The 16364-nt window shown below is 60.6% G+C and carries 14 protein-coding genes; 4 read left to right on the top strand and 10 right to left on the bottom strand.

What is annotated here, in order from left to right; all coding sequences use genetic code 11:
- The first annotated feature begins 6 nt into the window (after window positions 1-6).
- Window positions 7-1194: a benzoate/H(+) symporter BenE family transporter gene (locus EOI86_RS14540; RefSeq protein ID WP_127765896.1), complete on the top strand. Its 1188-nt coding sequence runs from the start codon at window positions 7-9 to the stop codon at window positions 1192-1194.
- 33 nt (window positions 1195-1227) lie between these two features.
- Here the strand turns inward: EOI86_RS14540 and EOI86_RS14535 are convergent, their stop codons facing one another.
- Both EOI86_RS14535 and EOI86_RS14530 read right to left on the bottom strand, forming a co-directional pair.
- The gene (locus EOI86_RS14535; protein WP_127765895.1) at window positions 1228-1605 is read right to left on the bottom strand and encodes a Rap1a/Tai family immunity protein; all 378 of its coding nucleotides are present in this window, start codon (window positions 1603-1605) and stop codon (window positions 1228-1230) included.
- A gap of 68 nt (window positions 1606-1673) precedes the next feature.
- Window positions 1674-4016, bottom strand: coding sequence for a cytochrome C (locus EOI86_RS14530; RefSeq protein ID WP_127765894.1), 2343 nt, complete (start codon window positions 4014-4016; stop codon window positions 1674-1676).
- A gap of 211 nt (window positions 4017-4227) precedes the next feature.
- On the opposite strand from EOI86_RS14530, the gene EOI86_RS14525 reads away from it, so the two are divergent.
- Window positions 4228-4971, top strand: a complete 744-nt coding sequence (locus tag EOI86_RS14525; RefSeq protein ID WP_127765893.1) for a Crp/Fnr family transcriptional regulator — start codon at window positions 4228-4230, stop codon at window positions 4969-4971.
- Window positions 4972-4976: 5 nt separating this feature from the next.
- Here the strand turns inward: EOI86_RS14525 and EOI86_RS14520 are convergent, their stop codons facing one another.
- From EOI86_RS14520 to hemC, 7 genes are all read right to left on the bottom strand, one after another.
- Complete coding sequence (locus EOI86_RS14520; RefSeq protein WP_127765892.1) at window positions 4977-5846, bottom strand: isocitrate lyase/PEP mutase family protein; 870 nt, start codon at window positions 5844-5846, stop codon at window positions 4977-4979.
- A gap of 24 nt (window positions 5847-5870) precedes the next feature.
- Window positions 5871-7145 carry a TRAP transporter large permease gene (locus EOI86_RS14515; protein WP_127765891.1) on the bottom strand — a complete coding sequence of 425 codons (1275 nt, stop codon included), beginning with the start codon at window positions 7143-7145 and terminating at the stop codon, window positions 5871-5873.
- A complete protein-coding gene (locus tag EOI86_RS14510) occupies window positions 7142-7654 on the bottom strand; it encodes a TRAP transporter small permease (RefSeq protein WP_127765890.1) in 513 nt (170 codons plus the stop codon). Before EOI86_RS14510 ends, EOI86_RS14515 begins: the two co-directional genes overlap by 4 nt.
- A 114-nt stretch (window positions 7655-7768) precedes the next feature.
- Window positions 7769-8761, bottom strand: coding sequence for a TRAP transporter substrate-binding protein (locus EOI86_RS14505; RefSeq protein ID WP_193555788.1), 993 nt, complete (start codon window positions 8759-8761; stop codon window positions 7769-7771).
- A 153-nt stretch (window positions 8762-8914) separates the two neighbouring features.
- Window positions 8915-10117 (bottom strand): heme biosynthesis protein HemY, encoded by a 1203-nt coding sequence (locus EOI86_RS14500; protein ID WP_127765889.1) that lies wholly within the window; start codon window positions 10115-10117, stop codon window positions 8915-8917.
- Window positions 10118-10155: 38 nt separating this feature from the next.
- Window positions 10156-12588 (bottom strand): uroporphyrinogen-III synthase, encoded by a 2433-nt coding sequence (locus EOI86_RS14495; protein WP_127765888.1) that lies wholly within the window; start codon window positions 12586-12588, stop codon window positions 10156-10158.
- Entirely contained in the window at window positions 12585-13511 is a 927-nt protein-coding gene (gene hemC / locus EOI86_RS14490; RefSeq protein WP_127765887.1) for a hydroxymethylbilane synthase, read from the bottom strand. The genes EOI86_RS14495 and hemC overlap by 4 nt, the downstream gene beginning before the upstream one ends.
- 114 nt (window positions 13512-13625) lie before the next feature.
- Between hemC and tsaD the strand changes: the two genes are divergently transcribed.
- Both tsaD and EOI86_RS14480 read left to right on the top strand, forming a co-directional pair.
- A complete protein-coding gene (gene tsaD, locus EOI86_RS14485) occupies window positions 13626-14714 on the top strand; it encodes a tRNA (adenosine(37)-N6)-threonylcarbamoyltransferase complex transferase subunit TsaD (RefSeq protein ID WP_127765886.1) in 1089 nt (362 codons plus the stop codon).
- On the top strand, window positions 14711-15709 hold the full coding sequence (locus EOI86_RS14480) for an NAD(P)H-dependent glycerol-3-phosphate dehydrogenase (RefSeq protein WP_127765885.1): 999 nt from the start codon (window positions 14711-14713) through the stop codon (window positions 15707-15709). Before tsaD ends, EOI86_RS14480 begins: the two co-directional genes overlap by 4 nt.
- Before the next feature lie 61 nt (window positions 15710-15770).
- On the opposite strand, the gene EOI86_RS14475 is transcribed toward EOI86_RS14480, so the two are convergent.
- Window positions 15771-16355 carry a hypothetical protein gene (locus EOI86_RS14475; RefSeq protein ID WP_127765884.1) on the bottom strand — a complete coding sequence of 195 codons (585 nt, stop codon included), beginning with the start codon at window positions 16353-16355 and terminating at the stop codon, window positions 15771-15773.
- Window positions 16356-16364: the final 9 nt, after the last annotated feature.

Below are 16364 nucleotides of genomic sequence, written 5' to 3'. Positions count from 1 at the left end.
GGCACTATGCAGGTATTCAAAGACCTTTCCCCGCAGCTGATTTCGAACGCGTTCGTGGCCTTTTTATTCGCCGCGAGCGGACCGGTCGCCATTATTCTGTCTGTCGGCGCGGGCGGGCGCCTGACGTCGGAGGAGTTATCGTCCTGGATTTTCGGTGTCTTCATCGTCAATGGGCTGATGACGATATTCTTCTGCCTGAAATATCGGCAGCCGTTGGCGTTTTTCTGGACCATCCCCGGCACGGTTTTGATTGGCCCCGCTTTGGACCATCTGACCTTTCCACAAGTGGTGGGCGCCTTCCTGGCGACCGGTGTATTCATGGCCGTCCTCGGCATGTCCGGCGTGGTTGGGCGTTTGATGAAGGCCGCCCCAATGCCGATCGTGATGGGCATGGTCGCCGGCGTGTTCATGAAATTCGGCTTGGATTGGATCGGCGCCCTGCGGGACGATGCCGCCATCGCCATTCCGATGACCGCCGCGTTCATCGCCCTTTCGGCCATACCGCACCTGGCCAAGGTAATGCCGCCCTTGATTGGCGCCTTGATCGTCGGCGTCGCGGCCTGGGGCATCGCCCATGGGTTCGATGTGGATTTGGCCGGCAGTGTTGCGCACGTCGGCTTGCCGACGCTTCAGATCCCGGTATTCAGTCTGCAGGCGATGATCGAACTGGTTGTCCCCCTGGCGATCACCGTTCTGGTCGTTCAAAACGCTCAGGGCGTTGCCATTCTGAAAGCCGCCGGTCATGAACCGCCGGTGAACAGCATCGCGACGGCCTGCGGGATCGGATCGATTATCGCCGGCATGGTGGGCAGCGCGTCGTCCTGCCTGACCGGGCCGGCCAACGCGATCATCTCCGCCGACGGGGCGAGGGAAAAGCACTATGCGGCGGGCGTTGTCGTCGGCCTGCTCGCCCTTCCCTTTGGGCTGGCTGCGCCGATCTTCACGAAATTCATGCTGGCCGCCCCCGCTGCCTTCATCGCCAGTCTGGCCGGGCTCGCCATGCTTCGCGTGCTGCAAATGGCCTTCATGACCGCTTTTCAGGGACGCTTCATCTTCGGCGCGCTGATCACCTTTCTCGTGACCGTCTCGGACCTGACACTCTTCAATATCGGGGCGGCCTTCTGGGGCCTCGTCTTCGGCGTCATCGCCTCATGGCTGCTGGAGCGCAACGACTTCAAGACCCTGGCGGAATAATCGGCCCTTCGGCACACGTACCCGCACACCGAATTATGGGCAGGGAAAGTTCGCTTTCATCGATGCCAGGACGGCGTCGGCGGCGGGCATTGCCTTACGTTCGGTATAGTCCCCATGTACCCAGCGCATAAAGGACCAACGCAATTCGTCAGGCGTGTTTTGCGGTGGCGGGCAAATGCTTGAGCCCTCGCCGGCCTGTCCGACCTCACGCAGGGCATCCGCGAACCCCATTAAATACTGTTCGCACTCGGTCTCCGCCGCCTCACCCCAGCGCGCATCGTTGTCGGCATTCTGACACGGTGACAGCAGGTCCAGGGCGGAATAACCCGAACCGGAAAAGCTTTCCGCCCCGGCGGTGCCACCCAATCCCGCCAAAAGGGCCGCCGCAATAAGAGTTGTACTCGCACGCATGATTACTCTCCCCCGAGTCGATGCTCTGCCGGTAAGGATGGATTGCCTTTGTCCATTTGAACGCCCTCTTACTCAGCCTTCGCCTTGCCGCCGGCCAAGGAGTGGAGCGCCTGATCCATAACTTCCTGATGCTCTTTGTTCGTGGCAAAGCGCGGGTTGTTCACGGCGCTCCAGAGCTGGTCATTGGTCATGTTCTGGTGACACCCCATACACAGCCCTGTCCGTTCGATCTTCTCGCGCACCTCTTGCGACAGCGGTCCGGTGAGCGGCCAATGGGAACCAACGGTGACCAACTGCTTGCCGTCACGAGTGACGATCTGGCTCAAGTCATGGTCGAGTGTCGGCACCGGTTGCGACTGCAATTGGGTCTGCTGGGGAATGATCTCACCCTTCGCGGTTTCCAGGTCCACCGTGAAGCCCTTGTTATACCCCTGCATGAACCTGCCGTCGGCGATACCGTAGCCCAGCGCCTTGGGATTGTTGTGGCAGCTCTCGCAACTGCGCGCCAATCGGCCGGCGGTATGGGGTTGTACAGCAGCATGGTCGAGACCCTTGGTTCCGCCGGCATCCGGAGTCATCCAGGTTTCATTATGGGCAACCGTATTACCGTCCTTGTCGATTACCGTGGTAATGACCTGGCATCCCGGCATCAGCGGGCTCACCCGGCCTTCCCCGTTGATCCCCAGGGTCGGTTCCTCCCAACGCAAATAGCTGCGTGTTTCCGAGACCTTCCCGGCGCTGGTCAGGCCGTTGGTGCCAAGTGCGTTGTCTGCCGTCAGCCCGTTTTCACCCCTGGTATTTGCGTTCGCGATCCAATCGATATCCGTCTTTCCTTCGGAATAATCGACAGTGATATGGCAGCCATAGCACTGCGGCGCCCAGTCGGCGTGGCAGGCATAGCACTCCATCGTTTCCATGTGATTGGTAACACTGCCCATCGCGACCTTGGCATTCTGGTTCTTCCAGGTACCGTCCAAGGCAATCTGTTTCAGGACTGGGATCTCGAAGTCGTTGCCGGAAGCGGAATGCAAGATCACCTTGGACCCACGCTTCACGACGTTACCCAGCGGGTTGCCGCGGGCCGAGAGCAGATAGCCGTCCTCAGGCTCGTAGACCTCTGCGAAATACTGCTCGCCGAGCAGATCTTCGCCCAGGCCACGGGCGCCTCCAGACAATTCGACACCGTGTTCTTCGCCATAGCCCAAAGGCAATTCCCACGGGAATTCGCCGACGGTACCGTGGCAATCCTCACATTCAATCTCGACTTGCGCCAGGGTCGTGCCCGGCAAGTTTCCGTCACCATGCATATCGACCGTGGTGTGGCAGTCCTGACAGAGCATGCCGCCCTCCGGATTGCCCGGGCGCGATTCGATCTGATGGTGCAGGTCGTCCTTGATGAAGACGTAGTTCTTCGTATGCAGCTTGGGCTGTTTGCCGCCCTTCTCGTCGTAGGGGGAACCATAAGGGAATTCCATGATTCCCTGATAGCTTACGCCGATCCGCTTGCCGCGGTTATGGCATGAATTGCAGGTTTCGCTGGGGATGCCGGAATATTCGAGATCGCCGTGCTTCACCTTACTTTTCCGGCTGCCCTGCATACGGTGCAGCATCAGCTTGCCTGGTTGGTCCTTGGCAATTGTCGGGTCGCCACCCTCGTACAGACCTTCGTTCGAATAAGGTACGTGGCAGGACGAACAACCGGTGCCGCGGAAGTCCCCGCGCTTCTCGCGTCCGGTCACACCGACATGACAACGCTGACATTGTTGTCGGGAATAAGTGATCCCAGCCAAGTTCGGATGCTCGGCAATGGCGTTGACGTCCACATCCGGCACTTGCTTCATTTCGCTCGGCATCTGGTCGGGATGGGCCGCGACGAAAGCCGTCATGTATTCAATATAGGCTTCTGTTCCGACCGTCGGTTCCGGTCCGTCTTCGTCGATCAGGTCATAATTGCCCCAAACGACTTTCATGTCTTCCTGAACGCCCCAGGACCACAGGTTACCTTGCAGCTTACCGGCTTCGGTATTCATAAGGGATTTTGTCAGGCGTTCAGCATAGCCGTCGTGACATTGGCCACAGGATTTGTCGGCGATCCAAAGGGCACCGGGGTCGGGATAAAAGACGTGGGGGCCGCCGTTTTCGGTCAGCGCGGCAGGCGCTCCTGTATGCGCTGCGGCCGCTTCGGTCGCGGTCGGATCGCCGCCGTGGCAGACTACGCAGCCCGCCGGATCGCCGTATTCGACGCCGAAATCGACGATCTGCTCATGCATCACCCCGTCAACAAACTGCTCAATGCCTTCATGACATGTAAGACAGCCGCTTGTTTGCGCTGCCGCATCCATCGGTGTGAAAGCGATAGCGGCAAGCAAACCCAGAATGCCGGAAAGAAATCGGATACCAAACCCATTCATGAGGATCCCCCGTTCTCATGCAAGAGCCGGCTCCACCCCACAGGTCCGGCAATTTGAACTGGATGGTAGCCTGATATTTTTCACTGCCGCGCTGACATAGGTCAGAAATTTACAGGAATTTCTTACGAAGTTGATTCAGGACAAAGAACGGGCAGGCCTGTGGGACTATTTTCATGGCGTTGGATCCTCTCGAAGGGAAAGGAGGCCGCCAATGAACAAAATATCCCAAGAAAATCCGATCCAAGTTGTCGAAGCGTCTGTCGGGCCTTGCCTGACATCGTGCCAATGCCTCTTCGCACGCCATATCGGTCCGCAGGTGATTCACCGACGGTATAAGCGTGGTGACCGGTTGCCGTTGGATACATCGACTGAAACGCGGATTCGGGTTATCCGATCTGGCATGGTTGCGACGTCCGCGACCTTGGCGGATGGGCGCCGTCAATTGCTCTGCTTGCGAATGCCCGGCGACGCCATGCGCCCCGCCAAATCGGTGGCACCTGAAATTTGGGACGAAGCCCTGACGGAGACCGACGTCTGCGAGGGCACCTTCGCTGAAAATCGCGAGGCGCTTTACGCGGACGGTGAAAAGTTCCGTGCGTTTTTCGACCTGACCGAGGCGGAAATGGAAAGCGGTTTGGCGCATCGTCTGCTGTTGGGACGGTTCAACGCCCGCGAACGGTTGTGCACATTCCTGTCCGCGATGGTGAACCGCGCAAAACGGTTTCGCGGAATTACCGACGAAACCGTGGCTGTTGCGCTACCTTTGTCACGCGAGGACATCGCCGATTTTCTTTGCCTTAACGCGGCAACCGTCACACGTGAGATCAAGAAACTAAAGGCGGAAAACATCGTTCGCTTTCCGACGCCCACAGTCTGTGAAGTCCTGAACACCCGCAAACTTGAGGAGTTGACGCCGCTGGCCCTGAAACTCTGCGGACAACCGAAAGCAACGTGATCCGCTCAGTGATCGCGCTTCGACGTCTCGTAGGCCGAGGACGTGGTGTAGTATTCGTTGAAGCCGATCCGGTCGCGCAGTTCCATGAAATCCATCAGCATCGGCGACCGGGCCGTATCGTCGCGCAATGCATGCAGCGCCTTTGTCATTGCCTGCATCGCCGCCGCCATCAAGGTCAGCGGATAGGCCGCGATGGCATAGCCGATATCGCGAAGCTCTTCATGGGTGAGATCCGGGGTTTCACCGCCCTCGACGATATTCGCCATTTTCGGACCCGGCAGTTCGTCACAGACCTGACGCATTTCCGCCACCGTCTTGGGCGCTTCGACAAACAGGATGTCCGCGCCCAATTCGGCGAATTTCGCAGCGCGATCAATCGCCTCACCAAGACCGTGTTGATGACGGGCATCCGTCCGCGCCAGAATCAGGATATCGTCGTTTTCGCGCGCATCGACCGCCGCCTTGATGCGGTCGAAAGCTTCATTCCGTCCGACCACTTCCTTGCCCGGCGTGTGACCGCAGCGCTTGGGCGCGACCTGGTCTTCGATCATCACCGCGGCGCAGCCCACCCGGGCAAAGCCTGACACCGTGCGCCGGACATTCATGGCATTGCCATAGCCGGTATCGCCGTCCCCGATCACCGGGAAATTGGTAGCGTCACAAATGTTGCGCGCTTGGTCGACGACTTCCCCATAACTCATCAAGCCCAGATCCGGCGCACCGATGCGTGAGGCAGAGGCCGCAAAGCCGGACATAAAGGTCAGACCGAAGCCTTCCTGTTCGATCATTTTCGCCGACAGGGCATCGAAACAGCAGGGCATGACATGCAGGCGGTCGGTCCGCAGCAAGGCGCGGAGTTTGTTGGGCTGAGTCATGGGAACGGCTCCTGATTCGGTATTTTACAGTTTGAAAGGAATATAAAGCGCAAGGTCTGGCCACAGATACAACAGGACGACCGTCAAGAACATCAAGCCCAAGAAGGGTATGACACCGCGCGCCACGTCGGATAGCGACACCCTGGCGACCGATTGAATGACATAAAGGTTCAGCCCGACCGGCGGTGTGATCAAGGCGCACTCCACCATCACCACCGTGTAGATGCCGAACCAGATCGGGTCGAGGCCAAGACCCAGCGCCGCAGGCAACAGAACCGGCACCATGATCAGCACCATGGAAAGCGCCTCGAAAACCAAGCCCATGACCAGCAGCACAAGACTGACGACCAGGATGAACATGATCGGCGTGTCGATGTTCTGGGTGATGAATACCGAAATTTCCTGCGGAATCCGGTAGAGCGTGATGGCCTTTCCGAAGACCTTTGCGCCGGCGACGATCAGCAGTATCGCCACCGTGGTTGCCATCGATTCCAGGACCGCTTCCTTGAACCGCTCCCAAGTCAGCGTCCGCAGGATCACCCCGGTGATCAACAACGCGGCCGCGAACCCGACCGCCGCGGCTTCTGTTGGCGTGGCGGCGCCGGTATAGATCGACCCGATCACAAGAAGCGCGAGCGCCATACTGGGCAACGCGCGTATACTGGCGGATCGCCGCTCTGCCCATGTGGCCGGTCTGTCCTTCGTATAGCCGCCCATGAAACGCGCATGGATCATGGCATAGATGACGAAGAGGACGACCAGCGCCAGGCCGGGCCCGATGCCGGCAAGGAACAGCGCGATCACCGATTCCTCGGTGATGAAACCATAGACGATCATCGGGATCGACGGTGGGATCAGAATGCCCAGCGTGCCGCCCGCCGCCAACAAGCCGTAGACGAAGCGCCGTTCATAGCCGCGCTTAATCATTTCCGGGATGGCAACGGTACCGATCGTCGCCGCCGTCGCAACCGAGGAGCCTGAGATCGCCGCAAAAATACCGCAGGACAGGATGGTCGCCACCGCCAATCCGCCGGGCCAATGACCGACCCAGGCATGGACCGCGCCGAACAAGTCGCGCCCGACCCCGCCTTTCAACAGAATGTTCGACATCAGCAGGAACAGCGGCACGGCCAACAGGATGAACCCATCCAAGGTGGAGAGGATCGCCTGCGGCGCCATCAGCGGCGAGAACCCGCCCAGTATCAGCAAGGCGAGGCCCAGCCCGGCAAGGGCGAACGCCACCGGCACCCGCAACAGCAACAGCGCGAACAGAGCGGCCAGAATCAGAATGATCGTCATTCGAAATGTCCGCCTTCGCCGATATCATCCGGCACGGTATTGTGGCCAGCGGCCGCCCGTAGCGCTTCCACCACAGCTTGAACGAACAATACGGCGAAACCGAAGGGGACCGCCAATTCGGCAACCCAGGACGGAAGATCCAGCATCGACCCTGTTGTCCGCCCCCGTTCGAAACTGTCGAGGAAGATATCCCCGCCTTTCCAAACCACCATCGCGCTCAACCAGGCGATGACCAGCATCGCGACGGCATCCGTCCAGCGCCTGACGGCCGGAGACAGGTGCGAGACCACCGCGTCAACCGCGATATGCCTGCGTTCACCAAGCGCCCATGCCATGGCGACCAGAGATCCCCATATCAGGCAAAGCTGGGACAATTCAGCGGCCCAGATGGTCGGTTTTGTGAAAAAATACCGGGCGACAACCTCATAGGTCAGCATGACCCCGGCCGCGACGAACAGGAACGCCGCCATCCAGGCCAATCCACGGACCAATTTGCTGAATATTTGCATGCGATTACCGTCCGGCGATCATCGGCATCGTCCCATACGGGACCGGAACAAGACCGGCGCCGCCCCATTGACCATGTGGTCGGGGGACGGCGCCGCGTACCAAAAGGTCGAACCCTAGAGCTTGTTCGCTTCTTCCAGGATCTTCACACCCAAATCCCCGGCTTTCTTTTTATAGGCGTCATAAACCGGTTGGGAGACCTCGCGCCACGCCGCCAGCTCCTCGGCGGTCGGCTTATAAACGGTCATGCCGTTTTCTTCCGCGGCAGCATAGGCAGCGGCTTCGATCGCGGACATTTTATTCCGGACGCTGTTTTCCGCCTTCACCGCCGCCGCTTCGATGACCGCCTTATGCGCATCGCTGAGGCCGTTCCAGAAGTCCGTGTTCACCACGACAATAAACTCGATATCCGCGTGGTTCGTCACCGTGATCGTGTCCATCACTTCCCAAAGTTTACGGGATTTCACACCGGAAACGCCGGTCATGCCGATATCGACCGTGCCACGCTGATAGGCGAGATACTGTTCCGACCCCGAGATCAGCGTGGGCGCGCCACCAGCCGCCGTAACGAAATCGCCCAGCGTTTTACCGAAGACGCGGACCTTCTTGCCTTCCATGTCGGCCGGCGTTTTCACCGGACCACCATTCGACAGCATGATCGCGCCGCCATAGGCCTGCCACCACAAAACAGTGGAGCCGGTTCCCTTAATCGCCTTGTCGAGCGGGTCTCGGATAGGCGAACCCTTGGCCACCGCCGCGCGAACCTTGGCTTCCGTATCGAACAGGAAGGGTTGGTAGAAAATGTCGACCGCAGGAATATCGCCGACATAACGGGTCAGCGAAGCGACACCCATTTCGATGGCGCCGGACCCGACAGCTGCGGGAACTTCCTTATCCTTGTAAAGTTGGGCACTGTCATAGATTTCGACGGCGATATCACCGTTCGACTTGGACTCCACCTCTTCCTTGAAGACCAACAGGTTTTGCCCCAGATGGCTCTTCATCGGCAATTGCAGGGAAATCCGCAACGTCACATCGGCGGCAACCGCCTGTGCGGCGGTGAAGCCCATCGTCAGGGCCATGCCCGCAGCAAACAGCATATGTTTCATTAATTTCCTCCCATTGGGTTTTTTTGTATTATTCGAGCCGGACCATAGCCGCCCGGCAAAATTATCGTCAACGCTTATAGAGCGCCTTGAATCGATGGAATCGCGGTCTTGGCCCTAGAATGGCAATTGGGTCCCGCAGAGATACATGCCGGTCTATTCGGCAGCGACGGCATCCTCGCCGGTGGCGATGGCCAGCCAGTAACGAGCCTTTTCCAAATCGCCGTGTTCCGATTCCTCCAGTTCCGCCATCAAACGGCAGATCCGGGGTCCGGGAACCTTGCTCCGCTTTGCCACGATATCCAGGTGATTTCTGGCTTCGCCCCAAAGGCCTGCCTTCAAGGCGGCCTCCGCCAAAGCGATATGGCTTTCCGTATGGTTCGGATTAAGGCTGAGCAGATGTTCGAAGCGCTTCACCTGTTCCAGCGGACTTGCCCCCTCCGGTGCGATATCGCGATAGGCACGGCTGATCGCCGGATCGGGATCCTTGCTCCAGGCGTCCTCCAACACACGTGCGGCCTTGCTGTCCTTGCCGCGCAAGGCAAGCAACCTGGCGGACAAGGTTACGCCTTCCGGTAGGTTGTCCGCCAATTTGTTGGCTTGGTTGGACAGTTTCAGGGCCTGTTCGTGATCGCCGGCGCTGCGCAGTTCCTGAGCCTTGGCGATTAGAAGCTTGGCCTTGGTTCGTTTGCCTTCCCCTTCGGGCAGCGCTTTGTATCGCAGCGCCGTATCCGCGGTCTTCAAGGCAGCGTCCAGATCTCCGCCTTCCCGTTGCAGGTCCAGCAGGTGGCGGGCCGCCCACCCGGTCGAGGGCCGCAGGTTAAATGCCTTTTCCGCGAGTTGACGCGCCTTGGCGGTGTCACCGTCGCTAATCGCCTGCATCAACAGGCCCCGCGTACCCAGGAAGGCCATGTCCTGGTCTTCCAGCATTTCCTCGAAATACTTGGTTGCCGCCTTCGAATCCCCTTCCAGCTGTGCCGCCTGAGCAGTCAGCAGACGGGTCAAAGGCGGATCGTGCAGCAGGGAGTCTGCCTTGCGCGCAAAGCGCCTGGCTTCCTGCGGGTCACCGGCGGCAACCGCGACCAACCCCTTCGTCAACGCCTTGTAACCGCGTTCCCGCCGGGCAATCCGCCGGTTTTCCATGAACCGCCCAGGGGCGCCCAATACACCGCCGGAGAACCGGGCAAAAAGGATCGCGAGGATGACGAAGACCAGCAGACCCAGGGCAAACAGACTGGCGGAGATATCCACATGCCAGCCTTGCCAGTCCAGGCTGATTCGGCCCGGATATTTCGCAAGGTACAATGCGGCCGCGACGATCAGACCGATCTTGATGAAAAGAAATATCGCCCGAACCATTTATCTATCCCGTCTAAAGCCGGCGTAACCCGGATTCTTCAACCGCCCGTCGCCGCCATGCGCAACCGTGCCAGCGCCGCATCGCGCAACCCTTTCAAGGCAGCGCTTGCCGCTATCCGCTGTTTGGCTTTTTTAACCCAGTCGGCGATCGCCACATCTTCGCCGGCCAACGGTTCCACCGCTGCCACGGCCCCAGCCAAATCGCCGTTTTCCAAGGCTGCTTCAGCGCGGGAGGCGGCAGGGGCGGATTCCGAGGAATCCGTCCGCCGGATGCTGACAAGACCGCGGAGCTCCGCAAGCGTTTCGTCGACCCAGCCTTCAGCACCGGCAACCCGTTCAACCCGATCGACCACCGGCGCGACATCCGCGAATGCGTCGATAATGTCCGCCCGGCTTGGGATAACGGCATCCTTCATGGGTTCCAGCGCCGCAACCGCGTCTTGCACGGCCGCGTCGTCCGGCGCCAGGGCCGCGATATCCTGCAATGTCCCGCCGAAGGGTTCCGAAGCCGCCATCAAGCTGTCCAACTGCCCGACCGTGAGAACCAAGGCGGCTTCGCTGCCGCTCGGCCCGCCATAGGCGGACTCGATCTGCGCCAATCGTCGTTCAACGGCGGCGACCCTGTCCGTCACCGTTTCAATGCCTGAACGGATAGCATCGAACTGATCGGCGAAAGTCGACAACTCAGCCCGGAACGCTTCAAGAGAATCGTCGGACCGGGTATCCATTGCATTGACCCTGGAGCGCAGTGCATCAATCGCCTGATTAAGCGGTGTCAGATTGACCTGGTCCGCGGACGTTGCCGGCGCCGTTGCCATCGCGTCTTCCAAGGCCGCCAAGCGGTCGGATAACGGGGCCAGGGCGCCTTCGACATCGACCGGTCCGCCTGCCTCGGTCGGTTGCGGAACGGGCCGCTTTTCCAGCGCATCAATGCGGGCCTGCAGGGCGTCCACCGATTCGGCCAAGGTTGCATCCGGCGGGGCCGAGGGCGGCGCCGGCGGCGGACCGAAGAACTGGCTTAGATGGGCATTAAGCGATGATTCGATCGCCGGGCGCCAATAACTCTGCGTGACGAGGCCGGCACCCGACGCCAAGGCAACGATCATCGCGATCCAGGCCAAGCCACTGGCCTTGCGCGGTGCGGCCGGCACCGCAGCTACCGAAGGGGCCGGGGCCGCTTCCGGCCGTTTTTCCGGTTCTTTAGCGTCGTCGGCTGCCACGGTTTCTTCTGCTTTCGTTTCTATCGTCTCACCCTCAGCCTGTTGCGCGACCGGCGGCAGTTCGTCCGCCTTCCGCACTTGTTCACCATCTATGTTCAGCGAAACACCTTCCCGTTCGGCGACGGCCTGGACTTCGCCCCAGCGGGTTTCAGGGATATGGTTGCGCGACTTCCACCCTTGGATGGTACTTGGCGTGACACCAAGTTTTTGAGCCATGGGGCGAATACCACCGAAGCGTTCGATCACCGTTTCGGCGTCCGGAAGTCTTTCTACCGACGAAACGGCAGGCGGTTCATTCGCCGCTTCTTCTGGCGCGTCTCCCGGCGTCTCGTCCGGTACAGTGTCTTTGGTATCGTTCATGGTCTCTCCCGGCAGCGGCGCCTCGGACCCCTCAACGGATCCGGCTATAGATCCCCATGGGCCATTCGCCGCTTCTTCCACCTTGGCGTCCTGAATGACATTCGGCGTGTCGGCTGCTTGCGCTGGCCTAGTTTGCAGCGCAAGACGTACAGCTTGCAACAGGGAAGCCCGGTCCGGGGCCTCCGCAATGACGATTTCTTGCCAATCGAGGGCTTTTGCCGCTTCCGCCACATTGGCGCTGAGGCACAATACCGTCAGGCCCGGCGCAGCGTCCTGCCGCTCCGCCTTGACCAATAGGTCGCAGACGATCCGCGCCGTACGCGGTGAAAACAAGGCAACCGCATCGACCGCGCCGTCGTCCAACGCCTGCGCAACCGTATCAGGCAGGACCTCAACCGTCACGGCATCATACAAGACACGACGGTCGACCAAAAATCCTCGTTGTCTGAGAAGTTCCGCCAAATCGCCGGCCCGCTCGCTGCCCGCGACATGCAGCAGGGCGCCATCTGCCGGTTTACGATGCCCGGCGATGAAATCTGCCAGTATGTCGACATCGCCGCCGGCCACTTGTACGTCGGCAAAACCGGACGTACGCGCCTCGTCGCCCGTATTGGCGCCAACCGCATACACCGTTAGATCCCGGCGGCTACTTTGGCGCACAAAGGCACGTACGCCGTTGGCCGAGGTGAAGAGTACGGCACCGACACCGTCCAAAAGTACGTCGACCTGCCGGTACGCAATGGTCATCACCGGTGCTATTAACGGCCGTATGCCTTCCGCAACCAAGGCTTCCGCCAGGGCTTCGGCATCCTCCTGCGGACGCGGAATCCAAACGGTGGGAACCGGTCTATCGTCGTGGGAGTTGTTCCCGCCTGGCGCGGCTACAGTCATGGCCGGTAGCTGTCATCCATATCCTTGGCCAGGAATTTGCCGGCCTCAGCCGCGATCGCGACGGCTTCGGCAACCGGGCCATTGCGTTCGACCGCCATCATACCCGACCCGTCGGGACGCGCGACAACCCCGCGAAACCGCACCTGATCCCCCTTGGCTTCAGCCAATCCGCCGATCGGCGTACGGCATGATCCATCCAATTCGGCCAAAAACGCGCGTTCCGCCGTGACGCGCCACGCGGTTTCCGGATCGTTGAGGGGGGCCAGCAGGTCCAAAATTTCATCCGCACCCGCCCGCGTCGTGATGCCGATGGCGCCTTGCGCCACGGCGGGGAGCAATTCTTCCGGCTCCAATGCCGTCGCGGCAATGTCTTCCATGCTGAGGCGGTTGAGCCCCGCCATGGCCAGCAATGTCGCATCGGCTTCGCCGGCGGCCAGCTTGCGCAGCCGTGTCTGCACATTCCCCCGGAAGGGAACAACCTTCAGGTCGGGCCGCATCGCCAGTATCTGCGCCTGCCGGCGAAGCGACGAGGTTCCGACCACGGCTCCCTCCGGCAGATCCGCCAAACGGGAAACGGTCGGGCAGATCAAGGCGTCACGGACGTCCTCGCGGGGCAGGAAGGCCGCGAGCACGATGCCGTCCGGCATATGCGTTTCCAGATCCTTCATGGAGTGCACGCCGATATCGACCCGGTTTTCCAACTGGGCGGCGTCCAACTCCTTGCTGAACAGGCCCTTGCCGCCGATTTCCGCAAGCGGACGGTCCTGAACCTTGTCCCCGGTCGTCTTGATTTCGACAATCTCGACGGACAAACCGGGATGGGCCTCCAAAAGACGGTCGCGGGCTTCATAGGCTTGTGCAAGGGCAAGCGGCGAACCGCGCGTCCCGATGCGTAACGGATGGGAAAGCGATGATGAGTGCATGGTCGAAGCTGTAGCCTATTGGGTCCTGTTGCGCTACACCCCCGGAGCAATATTTGGATCGGAGTCGCCATAAAAATCCGCACGCGATTTTCCGAGAGGTGAAAAGGGTATTCGATGCTGGTTCTGGGGTTGGAAACCTCCTGCGACGAAACATCCGCCGCGATCGTTCGCGACGACGGGACCATCTTGAGCAATGTGGTTTTGTCGCAATTGGATGAACACCGTCCCTATGGCGGGGTGGTGCCGGAAATTGCCGCGCGCAGCCATCTGGATCATCTGGACGGCGTCGTCCGCCAAGCTTTCAAAGAAGCCGGGATCGATTTCAGCGACCTGGACGGCATTGCCGCGACCGGCGGACCGGGTCTGATCGGCGGCGTCATGGTCGGCGTTACCGCCGGCAAGACCATGGCGCTGGCCCGAAACCTGGATTTCGTCGCCGTCAATCATCTGGAAGCCCATGCCCTGACGGTTCGCCTGAGCGATTCGGCGACCTTTCCCTATCTGCTGTTGTTGGTCTCCGGCGGGCATTGCCAAGTGCTGGCGGTTCGTGGCGTAGGTGACTACCGACTGTATGGATCGACCATGGACGATGCCTTGGGGGAGGCCTTCGACAAGACCGCAAAATTGCTTGGCCTTGGCTACCCGGGCGGCCCGGCGTTGGAACGCGCCGCCCTGTCCGGCGACCCTGCCCGGTTCGATCTGCCGCGCCCCATGCTGGGCCGGCCCGGATGCGATTTTTCATTCGCCGGGTTGAAGACGGCGGTGCGCCAGACGCTCGACCGCTTGGACCAGGTAACACAGCAGGATATCGCGGATATCGCCGCCGCCTTCCACGAATCCGCCGCGGCCGTCCTGCGTGACCGCTGCCGCCGCGCCGTTGCACGGTTCCGGGAGGAAGAAGGCATTGCCGGGCCTGTAACACTGGTCGTTGCCGGCGGTGTTGCGGCGAACAAGCGCCTGCGCGCCGCACTGACCGATTTGGCCGGAACCGAAGACCTGCGCTTCGTGGCACCCCCCATCGCACTTTGCACAGACAATGCGGCTATGGTTGCCTGGGCCGGGATCGAGCATCTTCGGTTGGGCCGGAAGGATGCGTTGGACTTCGCCCCGCGCCCGCGCTGGCCACTCGACCCGGAAGCGCGGACCCGGAAAGGCAAGCTGGCCATCCTGCCCGATCAGGGACGGCAGGGCGGCGGGAAATGACCAAACTGGCTGTCATCGGTGGCGGCGCCTGGGGCACGGCGCTCGCCGCGCTGGCCTGTAAAGCGGCAACCGGCGCCGAAGAAACCGTCTTGTGGGCCCGCGATGAAACGGTCGTCGAGACTATCAATGAAGGCCGCGGCAATCCCGGTTATCTGCCGGACGTATCGCTACCGCCCGCGCTGAAGGCGACCGCCGATCTGCGCGACGCGGTCGACGGCGCCGACATCGTTCTGCTGGTGACGCCGGCACAGGCCTTGCGCGCGGTTACCCGGTCGCTCACCGCCTCACTGGCGCCGAATGCCGTTCTGGTCAGTTGCGCGAAAGGGGTCGAACAAGGCGACCTAAAACCGATGACCGCCGTTCTGGCGGAAGAAGCCCCGGCCCATTCCGCGCTGGTTCTATCGGGTCCCACTTTCGCGCGCGAAGCCGCCCTGGATAAGCCCACAGCGTTCGTCGTTGCGGGTGGGGAAAGATCCATCGTCGATCGGGTTTGCGCCCGTATCGCCCTACCCACTTTCCGGCCTTATGCCAGCGATGATGTTGTCGCTGTCGAGATGGGCGGTGCGGTGAAAAACGTGTTGGCCATTGCTTGCGGCGTGGTTTCCGGCCGCGATTTGGGCGAAAACGCGAAGGCGGCCCTGATCACACGCGGGCTCGCGGAAACCGGACGTCTGATCAGCGCGCTCGGCGGACGGATGGAAACCCTGAACGGGTTGAGCGGCATGGGCGATTTGGTGCTGACCGCGGGAAGCCTACAGTCGCGCAACATGTCGCTGGGCTATGCCCTTGGCCAGGGTAAATCCTTGGAAGCCGTATTGGGATCGCGGCACACCGTCACGGAAGGTGTTTGGACAGCTTCTGCGATCACCGAAATGGCCCGCAAACACGGTGTCGATATGCCGATCTGTTCGGCCGTGAACGAGATCGTCACCAATGGCAAGGATATCGACACCGTCATCGGCGGTCTTCTGTCACGACCCTTGAAAGAGGAATAAGGACTGACGTCCAGGAGTCGATACCTGGCCCTGTGCTCCAATCACGGAACAACTGACGGCCCTACAGGCGGAACGGTGTCATATGTTCCGCGATGGCCTTCTCCAATTCAGCATTGAAATCGGCCATCAGTTTCTCGGTCATTTCGTACCAGATCTCTTCGCGCTCGTTGAAAGTCGCATCCTCCGGCACGGTCTGACTGCGTTTGACAGTGACCGTGGCTTCGGCCGCGCGCTGTTTGGAAAGGTCTTCAGCCGAAAGGGTCGCTGTGAGAGTCGCGTCGTAGCGGTGGCCCTGGTCCGTGGTAACCAGGCCGGTCAACCCGGTCTCCTTGGCCAACTTCGTTTCGATCACGCTGGCGTCCAGAATGGTGAGGGCCGCGGTGCCGGAAGCACCGCCCGCCCGCAGACGGCCATTGACCCAATTTTCGGCTGTCTTTGCGATATCGACCGGAAATTCATGCTCAACATTCGGCGCGATCAGCGGCTGTTGGTAGATCGTCTTGGCTGAGACGGACGCCACATCCAACGTGATCGGCGGCAAGTGATTGAAGGTGATGCGCGCATAGCTCGGCACCTCCACATGGGTTTCGCATGCCGCGACCAGCAAGACGACGGCTGTGAGAACAGACTTCAAACCGTACTTCATCGTAAACAC

This window comes from Hwanghaeella grinnelliae, from assembly GCF_004005845.1.
Taxonomy (GTDB): domain Bacteria; phylum Pseudomonadota; class Alphaproteobacteria; order UBA8366; family Aestuariispiraceae; genus Hwanghaeella; species Hwanghaeella grinnelliae.
The sequence above is the reverse complement of the archived record's forward strand: the minus strand, read 5'-3'. Positions and strand labels throughout refer to the sequence as shown.

What these genes read in the sequence shown, in the direction of transcription:
- EOI86_RS14540 (WP_127765896.1), top strand. Translation starts at nt 7, where the DNA reads ATGCAGGTATTCAAAGACCTTTCCCCGCAGCTGATTTCGAACGCGTTC.
- EOI86_RS14535 (WP_127765895.1), bottom strand. Translation starts at nt 1,605, where the DNA reads ATGCGTGCGAGTACAACTCTTATTGCGGCGGCCCTTTTGGCGGGATTG.
- EOI86_RS14530 (WP_127765894.1), bottom strand. Translation starts at nt 4,016, where the DNA reads ATGAATGGGTTTGGTATCCGATTTCTTTCCGGCATTCTGGGTTTGCTT.
- EOI86_RS14525 (WP_127765893.1), top strand. Translation starts at nt 4,228, where the DNA reads ATGAACAAAATATCCCAAGAAAATCCGATCCAAGTTGTCGAAGCGTCT.
- EOI86_RS14520 (WP_127765892.1), bottom strand. Translation starts at nt 5,846, where the DNA reads ATGACTCAGCCCAACAAACTCCGCGCCTTGCTGCGGACCGACCGCCTG.
- EOI86_RS14515 (WP_127765891.1), bottom strand. Translation starts at nt 7,145, where the DNA reads ATGACGATCATTCTGATTCTGGCCGCTCTGTTCGCGCTGTTGCTGTTG.
- EOI86_RS14510 (WP_127765890.1), bottom strand. Translation starts at nt 7,654, where the DNA reads ATGCAAATATTCAGCAAATTGGTCCGTGGATTGGCCTGGATGGCGGCG.
- EOI86_RS14505 (WP_193555788.1), bottom strand. Translation starts at nt 8,761, where the DNA reads ATGAAACATATGCTGTTTGCTGCGGGCATGGCCCTGACGATGGGCTTC.
- EOI86_RS14500 (WP_127765889.1), bottom strand. Translation starts at nt 10,117, where the DNA reads ATGGTTCGGGCGATATTTCTTTTCATCAAGATCGGTCTGATCGTCGCG.
- EOI86_RS14495 (WP_127765888.1), bottom strand. Translation starts at nt 12,588, where the DNA reads ATGACTGTAGCCGCGCCAGGCGGGAACAACTCCCACGACGATAGACCG.
- hemC (WP_127765887.1), bottom strand. Translation starts at nt 13,511, where the DNA reads ATGCACTCATCATCGCTTTCCCATCCGTTACGCATCGGGACGCGCGGT.
- tsaD (WP_127765886.1), top strand. Translation starts at nt 13,626, where the DNA reads ATGCTGGTTCTGGGGTTGGAAACCTCCTGCGACGAAACATCCGCCGCG.
- EOI86_RS14480 (WP_127765885.1), top strand. Translation starts at nt 14,711, where the DNA reads ATGACCAAACTGGCTGTCATCGGTGGCGGCGCCTGGGGCACGGCGCTC.
- EOI86_RS14475 (WP_127765884.1), bottom strand. Translation starts at nt 16,355, where the DNA reads ATGAAGTACGGTTTGAAGTCTGTTCTCACAGCCGTCGTCTTGCTGGTC.